Annotated in this window: 14 protein-coding genes; 3 read left to right on the forward strand and 11 right to left on the reverse strand. The window is 50.0% G+C overall.

Annotation, left to right across the window (positions count from 1 at the left end):
* Nucleotides 1-75: 75 nt before the first annotated feature.
* The 4 genes from ACXAFR_RS09155 to ACXAFR_RS09170 all read right to left on the reverse strand — a co-directional run bounded on the left by ACXAFR_RS09155 (nucleotide 76) and on the right by ACXAFR_RS09170 (nucleotide 2,783).
* Nucleotides 76-399, reverse strand: a complete 324-nt coding sequence (locus ACXAFR_RS09155; protein ID WP_475175900.1) for a hypothetical protein — start codon at nucleotides 397-399, stop codon at nucleotides 76-78.
* Between the two features lie 220 nt (nucleotides 400-619).
* Nucleotides 620-1,405 carry a co-chaperone DjlA gene (djlA, locus tag ACXAFR_RS09160; RefSeq protein WP_475175901.1) on the reverse strand — a complete coding sequence of 262 codons (786 nt, stop codon included), beginning with the start codon at nucleotides 1,403-1,405 and terminating at the stop codon, nucleotides 620-622.
* Nucleotides 1,406-1,608: 203 nt separating this feature from the next.
* Nucleotides 1,609-1,812, reverse strand: coding sequence for a DUF2061 domain-containing protein (locus ACXAFR_RS09165; protein ID WP_475175903.1), 204 nt, complete (start codon nucleotides 1,810-1,812; stop codon nucleotides 1,609-1,611).
* Between the two features lie 158 nt (nucleotides 1,813-1,970).
* Complete coding sequence (locus tag ACXAFR_RS09170; protein WP_475175905.1) at nucleotides 1,971-2,783, reverse strand: M48 family metallopeptidase; 813 nt, start codon at nucleotides 2,781-2,783, stop codon at nucleotides 1,971-1,973.
* 471 nt (nucleotides 2,784-3,254) lie between these two features.
* Here ACXAFR_RS09170 and ACXAFR_RS09175 point away from each other — a divergent pair, with 471 nt between their 5' ends.
* A complete protein-coding gene (locus ACXAFR_RS09175) occupies nucleotides 3,255-3,704 on the forward strand; it encodes a protein tyrosine phosphatase family protein (protein ID WP_475175906.1) in 450 nt (149 codons plus the stop codon).
* Here the strand turns inward: ACXAFR_RS09175 and ACXAFR_RS09180 are convergent, their stop codons facing one another.
* From ACXAFR_RS09180 to ACXAFR_RS09210, 7 genes are all read right to left on the reverse strand, one after another.
* Nucleotides 3,705-4,466 (reverse strand): DUF3379 family protein, encoded by a 762-nt coding sequence (locus ACXAFR_RS09180; protein WP_475175909.1) that lies wholly within the window; start codon nucleotides 4,464-4,466, stop codon nucleotides 3,705-3,707.
* Nucleotides 4,463-4,972, reverse strand: coding sequence for a sigma-70 family RNA polymerase sigma factor (locus ACXAFR_RS09185; protein WP_475175910.1), 510 nt, complete (start codon nucleotides 4,970-4,972; stop codon nucleotides 4,463-4,465). The genes ACXAFR_RS09180 and ACXAFR_RS09185 overlap by 4 nt, the downstream gene beginning before the upstream one ends.
* Complete coding sequence (locus ACXAFR_RS09190; RefSeq protein WP_475175912.1) at nucleotides 4,969-5,424, reverse strand: DoxX family protein; 456 nt, start codon at nucleotides 5,422-5,424, stop codon at nucleotides 4,969-4,971. The genes ACXAFR_RS09185 and ACXAFR_RS09190 overlap by 4 nt, the downstream gene beginning before the upstream one ends.
* Nucleotides 5,425-5,428: 4 nt before the next feature.
* The gene (locus ACXAFR_RS09195; RefSeq protein ID WP_475175913.1) at nucleotides 5,429-6,148 is read right to left on the reverse strand and encodes an HvfC/BufC family peptide modification chaperone; all 720 of its coding nucleotides are present in this window, start codon (nucleotides 6,146-6,148) and stop codon (nucleotides 5,429-5,431) included.
* Entirely contained in the window at nucleotides 6,132-6,980 is an 849-nt protein-coding gene (locus ACXAFR_RS09200) for an MbnB/TglH/ChrH family RiPP precursor modification enzyme (protein WP_475175915.1), read from the reverse strand. Before ACXAFR_RS09200 ends, ACXAFR_RS09195 begins: the two co-directional genes overlap by 17 nt.
* Before the next feature lie 64 nt (nucleotides 6,981-7,044).
* Nucleotides 7,045-7,296, reverse strand: a complete 252-nt coding sequence (locus ACXAFR_RS09205) for a BufA1 family periplasmic bufferin-type metallophore (RefSeq protein ID WP_475175917.1) — start codon at nucleotides 7,294-7,296, stop codon at nucleotides 7,045-7,047.
* 208 nt (nucleotides 7,297-7,504) lie between these two features.
* Nucleotides 7,505-8,035 (reverse strand): hypothetical protein, encoded by a 531-nt coding sequence (locus tag ACXAFR_RS09210; RefSeq protein WP_475175919.1) that lies wholly within the window; start codon nucleotides 8,033-8,035, stop codon nucleotides 7,505-7,507.
* Between the two features lie 512 nt (nucleotides 8,036-8,547).
* Here ACXAFR_RS09210 and ACXAFR_RS09215 point away from each other — a divergent pair.
* Nucleotides 8,548-10,797, forward strand: a complete 2,250-nt coding sequence (locus ACXAFR_RS09215; protein ID WP_475175921.1) for a bifunctional diguanylate cyclase/phosphodiesterase — start codon at nucleotides 8,548-8,550, stop codon at nucleotides 10,795-10,797.
* A 15-nt stretch (nucleotides 10,798-10,812) separates the two neighbouring features.
* Nucleotides 10,813-12,777 (forward strand): sensor histidine kinase, encoded by a 1,965-nt coding sequence (locus ACXAFR_RS09220; RefSeq protein ID WP_475175924.1) that lies wholly within the window; start codon nucleotides 10,813-10,815, stop codon nucleotides 12,775-12,777.
* Nucleotides 12,778-12,781: the final 4 nt, after the last annotated feature.

Below are 12,781 nucleotides of genomic sequence, written 5' to 3' on the forward strand. Positions count from 1 at the left end.
GTTCCGCGCACAAAACGGTTTCCGCTCAAATGACGTTGAGCAGAGCGCAGAACACTTAGTCGTTAATGATTGGAATTAGGCGGGGTTAGTCGCCAGAAGAGCAGGTGGATCACGATTACCGGGTGTTTGCAGCGCAAGCGTCACCGGGGTGGAAAGTGGGTAAATATAATCGGTATAGGTATCGCCTTGCGCGGGAACTGCAAGCGTGGGTGAGGTTATCGCATCGCTGAGTGTGTCGTAAGCCAGGCAGAAAGCACATTCACTTTCTGTTTTCAGCAAATGTTGACCCACGTGCTCCGCCACGGCCCAGGCAGCCAACAGCCAAAGCGCAAAAAGCAAACCTAAAAACGGCTTGTTCTTGAGCGATGCGGTGCGGATTTGGGAGATGTGGTGTGACATCAGAAATGGATAACGCTATGACACATGGAGTCTGAGTATTACTCAGTGAATTCGTTCGATAGTCTGTGCGTTTAAGTCGCTTACTAAATGGCTTCTCGAACGAGGTACGTTTAAAGAATAGGGTATTTTACGTTGGATTACTACCAGCGGTATTTCCGTTAGACACACGATTTTGAAAATAATTGCTAAGGAAAAAGCCCCATCTTTACGTAATTGTCAATTATTTACGAGATTTTTTAATAAGCTCGTAGGCCGCTTGAATCTCCTGAGATTTCTCGGTTGCCATTTGCACCATTTCTTTTGGCACGCCACGCGCAATCAGTTTATCGGGATGATGTTCGCTCATTAATTTGCGGTACGCGGTTTTGATGGTGCGATCATCATCGGATTCTTTTACGCCAAGTGCCGCATAGGCATCCTGCAATCGAGACGCGCTGGTTTGAGCGCTCTGGTTCTGCTGGAAATGACTTTGCGCCGTCAACATTTCCAGCATGCGCTCGAATTGTTGCAGGTTAAAGCCCAGCTTGGCGGCGACATCAATTAAAATTTGCCGTTCGGCGCTGTGTAATTCACCATCGGCCATGGCAATGGTGATGAGGAATTCAAGTAGGAGATTGGCAAGCTGCTGTCGCAGGCCAATTTTGGTTCTGAACCCGTCGAGACGGGAATTCCAATCGAAATCGGTGCTGGAACCTTCTTTGAAATAACCGATGGCCCGTTCCCGGTCGGCGCCGTTTATTTGGTAGCGGTTCATCAGTGCCTCGGCACCGGCAATCTCTTCTTCGCTGACGCGGCCATCTGCCTTGGCGAGGTATCCCATCATGGCAAAGGTGGTTTCGTAGAAGGTCTCTTGAATCTGCTGCACTTCGGCTTCATCGCTGACCGATAGGGTGCGAAAAAAGCCTCGATCAAATATGTGGCCAATAAGCGCGCCGACTGCGGCACCGATAGGGCCTCCGGCTAATAAGCCTAATATGGCGCCAATGAGTTTTCCGTAAAATACCATAGTTACTTCCAGTTGCGATTCGTCGCTATGCCAAGAGGATTTTGTCGATCGCCAGGGTAAAGTCAAAAGAGAGTCGGCTTGTTTTGAGCCTGGGGTTTTACATGCTCACTTTCTACGTAAAGACCAGATATCTGGTTGCGGCAGACCTGTAAGTGGACGATGGTAACCGGCAGCGGGCTGCGGTTCCAGCCCGGTCGTCTGTCCTACCCGACTGTCGTCATCGGCGCTTGTTGAATGTCAGGCTGTTGCCGCTGCCAGACTTTTTCGTGAAAGTAGTAGGCAACGGTATTGATGGCCGGCTCCACCAAGGCGAGCGCGCCGCCAACAGCAATATCGCCTGTCATTACATAACCCACCGTAAATGCCACAGACATATGTACGGCGGCGAACGTCATGGTCTTTTTCATGGTGACTCCCCTGTAGTTGATAACTATTAGTCTAGGGGGGACGCTGGGACTTATAAATTTGATTAATTGAAAGGTGTTATTCAATTAATTTGATGATGTGAGAAGGCTTGCTGAGATTGGCCGCGGGCCAGAGATTAGCCCGCGGGAATGGAGATTGTTTATTGAACAATAGTAATGGGAAAGACGTCTGCTTTGGTCCCGTTAGGATTAAGCTGTTTCATCTCTGGTCCAAGCTCTGATAGCCGCTCTTTACGGTTGGCGGGTGATGGGTGAGTACTCAAGAATTGCGGGGGAGCTTTGCCACCGGCTTCACCCATTTTCTGCCATAGGGTCACGGCGGCGTCTGGTGAATAGCCGGCTTTGGCGGCCAGTTCGATTCCAATACGATCCGCTTCAGATTCAGCGGTACGGCTGTTGGGCAGTTGCAGCGCAACCTTGGCGGCGAGAGCTGCGCCGGTCAGAGCCAGAGCATTACTGTCGGTTGCTACACCTGCAACCAGGATACCTGCGTTCATCGCCATAGCTCGGGACATCTGTTCTGCCGTGTGGTTGGCGAGAGCGTGGGAAATCTCATGGCCCATAATCTGAGCAATTTCGTCGTCGGTCAGATTTAATTTGTTGATGATGCCGGTATAGATGGCCATGCGACCGCCAGCCATACACCAGGCGTTGAGCGTTTCCGGGTCGTCAATAATGGCCACACTCCATTCCCAATCCTTTGTATTTGGATACATGACGGTCGCTTCGGTCACCAGACGGCCAGTAATGGTTTTAATGCGACTGACGAGTTTGGGGTCGGTCACCAGCTTTTGCTGCTCATCGAGTTCCTTCATGGTGCCAATATAGGCTTTCTGAGATTCGACAATGGCGGACTCCGGGGAAATCAGCATCAGCTGTTTGCGTCCCGTTGGGCTGGTTGCGCAGGCGGCAAGCAATAAGAATAAGGTTGTTGTGATAAAAAATCGTTTCATTATCTGTTTTCCGTTCCATCCAGATGAGCAGATTATATGTTATTCAGGCATTTCCATGACGAATGATACGTCCAAACCGAGTGGCTGGAAGTATTTTCGTCAACCACACCTGAACCCGCAGGCTCTGAGAAGGTCGATAGTGTGGGCTTCTGTGGCTGAACGGCCAGTGAACAGCCGGGAGGATTTTACTCATTTTCCTGTTCATTAGGATGACTCTCGCGGCGATTTTGGAACCTCGAGTACCTTTGTTGACGATTGGCTTCTATAATGTGAGAGAATCCTACTGAAATTCAGTTGAGCTCTGGGGCTCAACGGTCGGACTATTTTCGGTAAATCACACAATAACGCGCCAGGATGCAGCTTATTCAACGATAGACAAATCTCACAACAGACATCCGGGTCATCTCCTTGTCCTCAAGGGTTTCTTTCGCTCTTCCTCCCATTGATAGATAGTTCCAGCCAGAATCCACTATGCAGTTGCTTCACTTTCACCGTTTTTCCGATCATTTGCTTACTTCTGGCCAGCCCCAAGCCGACGAATGGCAATACATCAGCGATGAAGGTGTGTCAGTTGTCATCAATCTATCCAATTATGGCGATGAGGATGCTCCGGTTAACGAAGGCGAAGAGGTGGTCGGGGCAGGGATGACCTATATTCACCTACCGGTGTGTTTTGACAATCCGACCGTAGAGGATCTGCGGCGTTTTATACGACTGATGAAAGCCCTCGAGGGCGAAACGGTCTTAATTCACTGCGCCATGAATATTCGTGTTTCCGTGTTTATCTACAAATATCTGACGCTCTATAAAAACTGGGACAAGGAGGCGGCCACGTCCCCCATCCTTGCCCGCTGGTTGCCCCAGATGGATGATTCCTGGGGCGAAATTATGGCGCTCACGAAACGTAAGATTGGCGCGTAACTAGAGGTTCAAATAGGCCAGAGTGCGCCGGTGATCCAGGTGATTCTGAACCGCAAATTGAGGCCCTTCAAAGCGGTCGATCAGGTTATCAAGCGTGCCTGGATCTTCGGCAATGACAGCAAGCGATATGCCTTGTGCCGGTAAAATCGCCGCATAAAAATCACCATATCTGGCTTCGCCCGGTTCTGCATGACTGCCTGGTGGCGGTATGATCAAGGTAAAGCGACCGTAAGACGGCGAATCAATCACCATATGTAATCCTTTGCCATTCGGCATTGGACAATTTTCCAGAAAGACAACTTTGCCAATGGTTTCTGAAAAGTCATTAGGCAGTCGGACGCCAAATCTCGCCAATTGATGTGATACGTGCACCCAGCTGAGAGTGTTCGTGTCGTTCAAATGGGAGGCTTCGGCGCTGACATGCTGCGCGGCAATCATTGCCCACTCGGAGGTATTACGCGTGCGGGTTTCAGGTAGTGTTAAAACCACCGCCACAGCCACCAGAACCGCCGCTGCCATCGCCATGCCGTTGCGCAGGCGTTGAAATCGCAGTCGCTTTCGCAACAGCAGCCGTTCATTTAGGCCTTCAGGTACAGGGACGCAAAGCGCCTCTCGCAGTACGTCTTCCTGTTTAAGAAGCTTGCGGGTGAATTTACAGCAGGCGTCACATTCCTGCAGGTGATCTGCGACCTGGCGGGCTCCGTTTTTCGGATCGGCCGTGACCAGACGACGTACATCCAGACAAGTGATTTTGTTGTTCATAGAGCTTGAGTCCGAGCGCTGCGTGGTTCAAATTTTTGCCGTAACCATTGGCGGGCACGGCTGAGTCGGGTGAGGACGGCGCCTTCACTGATGCTCAGCATGGCGCCAATTTCGGCGCCGGTAAAACCGCCGAGTACTTGCAGTACCAGAGGTTCGCTGAGGTTCTCCGGAATTTCCATCAACAGTTGTCGCAGGCCGTGGGCATCTTCCGGATTGAGATTTTTGTCTGGAATACGCGCATAAGCGTCTTCGTCCAAACTCTCGAAATTGTGGCGTTGGCTTTTGCTTAGGCTGCGTAAAAATTCACGGCGAACGATGGTAAAAAGCCAGCTTTTCACGGCGTCGCGATCTTCGATTTTATGCCAGTGTTTCCACGCTCTGAGGAGTGATTCCTGGACCAGGTCCTCGGCGTGGTGACTCTGTCGACACAGCCAATATGCGTAGCGGTACAAGTCGCTGCTGTAGGCGCGTACCGTCAGTTCAAATTCCGTTTCAGCGTTCTTCACGAAAGCACTCCTGAATGCGAGCGAAGATAGAAAGAGTTTACCATTGGTGCCAAAGAGAGGCGCCCCGGTCCCCACAGTATGGCAACTAGGAGAGCCAAGCCCCAAAGTTGATGCTGGATCAATCCCGCTGCAGAGATATCCGGATAGGAGACCGCAGCAATACCATTAAATAGAAAGAGAAGAACAGCTACCGGGCGAGTAGCGAAACCAATCGCCAAAAGTGGTGGTAGAACCAGTTCAATCGCTGTTGCCAACCAGGCGGCGATTGCGGCGGGCAAAATGGGTACAGCGTACTCGTAGGCAAAAAGGGCCGTGGTTGATTCCATGGAAGAGATTTTGACCAACCCGGATTTGAAAAAAATCAACGCCAGCCACAGACGCACGGCCAGCAGCGCAAGGCTGTGTACCCAGTGTGTTTGGTTGGCGTATTTATCCCAGAGCCAGTGGATCATGTTGTTATTCCTCTTTGGTCAAAAGTTGGGCTTGCAGTAAAAATTGCAATAAATCGATGCATTCTTGTGTATCTGCAACGGATAAATCCGATATGGATTGGGAATCTTTCAAGATACCGGCAGAGTGCTGTTTGTTTTTCTGCGGGCGGTTCAATAGCTGGATAAGTTCGCATTCTTGTTGTGAGAGTTCGCGCTGGAAAACGGAATTCCCTTGTCGGAAAAGTAACAAGCGTACGTTTTCTCGCTCTAGTGATTCGGTTAGCCCGGCCGCGTATAAGTCAACCCGCCACAAGTAGTGCTGCAAAATGCAGGATGCAACAAGCCGTACGTTCGTGAGGTTGAGCGCTGGCAAATTATCGGGCGTGATGCGCGATGCTTCAGTACTATCCCGTTGTCGCAGACATAAATGCTTCTGCCATTCAAAATCTGCCAGTTGGTGACTGCCCGAAGGTGCTTTGGGATCTTGCTCTAACACGGCACTTAACGCATCGCCAAAATCGTTCAGATCACCACTGGAAACAGGATGCTGGCAGAGCAGTTGCTGTGCTTTAACCCGAAAATGGTGCTTGCCGAGCAGCGCTGCGGTTAGCGGGTAGGTGTCTTGCAGGGCTCTGCCATGGACGCCGAGAAAGTGTTTCCGATAGACGTTCATTCCCGGTGTCAGCGTGCCGGTATTAAAGAGAGACAGAAGCCAGGATCGCTGTTGTTCAGCCAGTGACGACATGACGGCATGCCTCTTCGAAATTGCTGTTGCAGTAGCAGGCGTTGACGGTTTTTGCTTCCGACAGCAAGGTGTCGAAATCGGATAGCTCTTCGTCCCACTCCACCAGGAGTGGAACCGGAGCCGTCAGATTCTTTAAAATCTCGGGAAGCTGATCGAGGAGTTTACGATCAATAAAACCGTTGTGAGCGTCAATCAGTAGTGAATCGTGATATTCATAGCCACCCAGATGAATTTCTTTGATCCGCTGCCAGGGCAGTGTTTGCCAGAAATCTCCCGGTGACAGGCCATGGTTGTGGCAATTGACAAAAATGTTGCTGATATCGAGCAGTAATCCGCAATTGGCCTTTTCGATGACTTCAGCGATAAAGTCGTATTCGGGAATATCACTGGAATCAGGAATGACATAGGTAGCAATGTTTTCGACCAGCAGTTCTCTCCCCAGAAATTGCTGAACCCGATCGATATTCGCGACAACACTATCGATCGCTTCTCGGTTCATAGCCAGGGGTAGCAAACCATGGGAATGCACCTCTCCGATGCGTGACCAGCACAGATGGTCTGAAACCAAAAGAGGGTCAAATTCATCAACCAGAGACTTAAGCTTGCGCAGGTGGCCAGGTTCAATGCCGTCGGCGCTGCCGAGCGACAGGCCGACGCCATGCAGACTCAAGGGGGCAATAGCGGCGATGTCGCCGACAATAGAACGCCCTGTGCCACCCTCTGCCATATGGTTTTCGCTGTGTAACTCGACCAGTGATAGAGCGGGTTTGGCTGCAAAAAACGCGTCGTAATGAGGTGTACGCAGTCCGAGCGCCGGTAATAGGGAATGCATCTGTATCTTCCAGAGTTGGTTGCCGAGGCGTAAAAACAGGTTAACCCCGGCTTAGCACAACGAATTAGGACTTAACTTCACCGCCAGACAGCTTTTCGCAAACGCCTTCGGGTAGATAGACCCACTCTTCGCCGCCATCACTTTTGGCCATACCGGCACAGGCGTGCTGCGAGGTGCCACAATCGTTTTTTCCGGCCTTGACGACGCCCATGCATTTTTCATAACCAGGCTTGGCGGCAAGTGCAGCGGGCGATGCGGTCAAAACCGCTGTGGTCAGGCCTGCCAGAGTAAGGGTAAGCAATTGTTGTGGTTTCATCGAAATCTCCTTGAGTTGTTTCACTGCGTTGTGCAGCGTCGAATATCAAGACCAGGAGTCGTGTAGAAACCTTACAGAGGCGAACAAATTTGTTGGAAATTTAACCAGCGGCTGAGGGGCTTGGCCGCCAATTGTCGCGGGGAGGGCGGGATGAAGCGAGGGGCGCCAGAAAATCAGTATAAGAAGTTTCTGGCGCCATAAAGGGGGGTTATAAGGTGCTGATGACGTGATCGGCTCTGTGGCGAAGGTACATTTTGACCAGCTTTTTCTGATGGTGTGTCTCTGCGTGTACCAATACCAGGCTCTGCTTACTGGCGTGTGCCTTGCGGGCAAAGTGAATCAGTGGATCATGGTCGGGCCGCAGGGTGATTAACCCGCCAACCAGCAGACCAATGAATCCACCTACCGCTGCCAGCACAAGCAGACTCAATAGAGGGCTGGCACTGATAAAGCTGACATCAAACAGCGTTAGCAACAGATACAGGATGACGCCGCCTCCGATGCCGAAGTAGCCCATGGTTTTATGGGCCTGGAACATCGTTCGCTTCACGCCTCGGGCCTCAGGTTCAAGCGCTGATTCTAGAGTTTCATCTGCCGGTGTGACGATATGTATTTCTAAACTGTCGATATCCAGTGTTTGTCGCAGCTCGTTGGCAGCTTGTCTGGCTTCATCCACAGACTCAAAACTGGCGCCTACTTTGGATGGCTTTTTTTCTTCAATAATCGTTGGCTCTATCATGGATCCTCCGATATTCAAATGACTGCTCCGTAATGGTGAAAAAATCATTAAGAGCTCAGTCGGTTTATTCAATGGTTTCGATGACTTATGCAGGCGATGTGCCAGATTGTGGATGGCCACCGTTGAAAAGCGAAAAACGCCTGAGATGCAGCGTGTGGACGGGGCAACTATTTCGTGGTGAGTCTCAAATTTGGTGGGTTTTTACAGGGACACAGAAGTGTTTTCTTTTTGCTCGGTAAAATTGGTGAAGTTTTTACAAAGTTGCTGGCCAGAAACCTACTGGAAATCAGTGGCTTGATAGATCTTTTCTCCTCAGCAACAGATTGCTCGATATAAGTAATCAATCTGATTCCATGAGCGGAATCGCCTAGGCTTTAAATAAAAGGAATCTCTAATTTATAACGTGACTAGAGGAATGCTGACGTCTTTTTAGTTGGAAGCTTCGTTTGATTCTATGCCGTCAATGACGTTTTCCCCCTTTTTTGAGTGATCGTGCCTAAGGCGATAATCCCATGTCCACTGAACAACCTCTCGTATTTGCAGAAGAAATTTCGGAAAGTCCTGTATGCCGAAAGCGTACCATCAAAGTTCTCACTGTTGATGATGATCCCGACTTTCAAAAATCCACCCGGTTTGCCATTGCTCGCTTAAAGATACTGGGGCATCCGGTTGAGTTACTTCAGGCGAACAATTACTTTGCGGCTGCGCGCATTTTGTCGGAAACCCGCGACATCGCCATCATGCTTGTCGATGTGGTGATGGAGACCGACCGGGCGGGTTTGCGTTTGGTAAAGTCGGTACGCGAGCTTCTCGGCAATGAGGAAGTTCGCATCGTCTTGGTTACTGGCCAGCCGGGGATTGCGCCGGTGGATGATGTCATGGCGAATTACGACATCAATGACTATTGGATAAAATCGGAACTCAGCGCCACTCGATTGAAATCCATTCTCACCGCTAATTGGCGTTCCTATGAACAGCTCCGGGCGACAATGGCGGCTAAGCGTGGCCTGCAATTGATCGTCGAATCGGGCAATTTAATTTACGCCGCCCGCAATACTCAAGAACTGGCCGATAAGGTGTTGGATCAGCTTTCGAGAATTTTACATGTCCCGAGAGAGGGTATCGTATGTGTGCGTTCAGAGCCGGAAAACCACAGCCCTCTGTATGAAAACCAAGTCATAACGGCGAGTGGAAAGTTCGTCGGCTGTAACAACTGTTCGTTGGACGATATTGGTCAGCCCGACATTATTGCAACCATCGAAACGTGTTTGGAGCAGCGCAATAATGTGTCATCGCCTGAGCATACCTGTCTGTTTTTTCCGGATGAAATGGCCGGTGCAGACTATGCCATTTATCTGGCGACGGGGCGCGATCTTGAGCCTACAGAAATTGAGTTGTTGCGTGTTTTCAGTATGAATGTATGCAGCGGCTTTCAAAATGTCTCGCTCATCAGTCAGCTGGATCGTCTCGCCTATGAAGATGAGCTTCTAAAAATTCCCAACCGCAATTTTCTGTTGCGTTCGTTAAAACAGGTTTTGCATTCGGGTTTTAAGCAGGAATACACCCTGCAACTCTTGGATATTGACAATTTCTCCGGCTTTAATGCGTCTTTGGGGGCAATTTGGGGTGACGCTCTGCTGGAGGAGGTCAGCTCGCGTTTACGCAAGTGTTTTGACCAAAGTGTTCTCGTGGCACGCATAAAAGACGACCAGTTCGCAGCATTGGGTCGCACGGATGTGGTGGCCAAAGGTCAGATTGACAGCCTGTTTGTCGCGATGTTTGGTGACACCGAGCATCCGGTAACGGTTAACTTAAGTTCTGTCTCGTTTCCCTTGCGATTGGCAACAGATTCAGCGCTGGAAGTTCTTACCAGGGCGGGCATTGAGTTGAAAACTGCAAGACGAAAAGGCATCAGTCAGCATGTTATCTATAGCTCCGATAATGATCTGCGCAACACCCGGCAATTTCAATTGCTGCAGGAATTGCACAAGGCTTTACAGCAACACTCATTGCAAATTGTCCTGCAACCCCAATTGGATATTGCCACTGGTCGGTTGACAGGATTCGAATCCCTCGCTCGCTGGAAGCTCGACAGTGGTATGCCAGTGTCACCGCTTGAATTTATTCCTTTGGCGGAAACCAGCGGCTTGATTATGGAATTGGGTGAGCAGATCTTTACTCAATCCTGTCGCGCAGCCAAGCTACTGGAGCAGGGCGGGCTTAAACACTTTCGTATCGGAATTAACTTATCCGCCTTGCAGTTTGAAGCCAGTGACCTGGCCCCCCGGCTGCTGAAAATTATCAAAGATACGGGAATTAAACCGAGCCTTATAGAGGTGGAAGTTACCGAATCCGCCGCCATGAGTAATTTTGAAAACGTGTGTGGTCAATTAAACCATTTGCGCAGTATGGGCGTTCGAGTTGCTATTGATGATTTCGGTACGGGATTCTCCTCTCTGGCGCAGTTGCACTTGCTGCCCGCAGACCGGTTGAAAATTGATAAAGCGTTTGTGGATCAGTTGGATGACCGGGTCGATGAGTCACCCATTATTGACACCATTATTCGATTGGGCGAAAGTTTTCACATGAACATTCTCGCCGAAGGTGTAGAGCGCATCGACCAGTCGAAAATGCTGCTCGACAAGGGCTGTCACGAAGCTCAAGGTTATTATTTCTCCAAACCTTTATCCCTTGATCAAACCCTCGCCTGGGCTAAAAACCAACCAACAGTGGATGGATCCCTGGCCTTGAGTCACAGTTGAGTTTGGGGTGTCTGTATGAGACGTCTCATTAACGCCATTCGGCAGTCTCGCTCCGCGAAATCTACGTCACTGCGTCTGTTGTTTGGCGCCAGCGCTGTGACCTTATTGGTTTGCACGCTGCTTTATCGAATATTTTACAGCCAGTTGAGTGCGCCTTTACACGATCGTTTGCAGGTGTCTCTTTCTGAAGCCGAACGAACCATCATCCGTATGCTGGGGAACATTCAGGATGAAGCGCGATGGTTGGCGAACAATGCGGACCTACATGCCTATCTCAATGAAGATGGAAGCTTTGCTGAAGCCGAAGAGCGCTTTATGTCGTTCGCCAATGCCATGAATGAGTATGATCAAATTCGTTGGATTGATGCTATTGGCTACGAAAAAATTCGCATTGATCGTCGTGGGGATGACGTAACTCTTGCGCCTACGGACCGTCTGCAAATGAAAGCCGACCGCTACTATGTGATGGAAGGAATGCGGTTGGAAAAAGATGAGATTTACTTTTCCCCAATGGATCTCAACGTTGAATATGGCGCAATCGAGACGCCCCACAAACCCGTTGTTCGAGCAGTGGCTCCCGTGATTGATGCCACAGGAATCAAACAGGGGATGGTGGTCCTCAATTACAAAGCGGATGCAATTCTGCAGAGTATTATTGAAATTGCCGAGCGTAATCAGCTTGAATTAACGCTGTTAAATAAAGAGGGTGATTGGCTGATCGCGCCCCCAGGCGAAAAGCCTTGGGGGTTTATGTTCGGCAAAACCACAGATCGGCTGTCAGTAAAAGACGCTGAAACCTGGCTGCAGCTGACTCTTGATGATCATCACCGATTTGAAAATGACAGGGGCTTGTGGAGCTTTTCTACGCTGCGTCTGAATCCATCATCGCAGCGGGATCATCTTTGGAAGCTGGTAGGAAGAATCGATCCTGATCAAGTGTTACCGGTGGTTTATCGAGCAAGTTTGATGGCGATTGGCCTCGGCCTAATCATGTTATTCAGCATGCTGTTTATCATTCGCAGTGTCGTTTTGACATTGTTGCAGAGAGATGAGGCATTACAAGAAGTCCGGCAACGTAAGCAAGACATAGAAAAAGCAAACCTAGATTTAAAAAACACCGTTCAACGGTTGCAAGAAACACAGGATGAATTGGTGGAAGCCGGGCGCTTATCCTCACTCGGTTTGATGGTCGCCGGGGTGGCTCATGAGTTGAATACACCCGTTGGCGCGGCGTTAATTGCCCTGACCTCGTTACAGGAAGATGGTGATCAACTGGATCAGGCTGTTAAAAATGGTCTTAAACGCTCTGATCTTGATCGCTTTCTGGAGCGATTTCCCGACGGTTTAGAGTTGGTTCAAGGTAATCTGCAGCGAGCCGCAGATTTGATCATGCGGTTTAAGCGGTTGGCCGCCGATCGCTCGACCGAAGATCGTCGTCAGTTCGATTTAAAGTCATTGGTGGATGACTTGCTTAAGACGACCTGCATGCCGCTGCGTAAACTAGGGCATCGAATTGAGGTGGATATTCCACAAGAGCTTCAGCTTGAAAGCTATCCGGGTGCCTTGGGGCAGGTTTTGGAAAATCTATTGACCAATGCGGTTACGCACGGCTTTAAGAATGAGTGGATTGGCACCATCAAAATCAGTTGTCGTGCAGAGCGGAATCAGGAGCATGTCCTCATCAGCGTTGCCGATAATGGACGGGGAATTTCCGCAGATGTCTTGCCGAGAATATTTGATCCCTTCTTTACCACCCGGCGGGGGGATGGTGGCACAGGGCTGGGATTGCATCTGGTTCATCAATTGACCAAACGATTGTTGGGAGGTGGTATTCGGGTGCACAGCATTCCAGCCAAGGGAACGCGATTTACCATCTATTTTCCGAGGATTGCACCCCATGCAGAGCATGGAGCGCAGGACGTTCGGGAGCGACTTCGTGCTGCTGCAGAAAAAGTTGCCAGCAAACAATCGGCCGCTTAAATGA

Source organism: Pseudomaricurvus sp. ABR4_320, assembly GCF_056159445.1.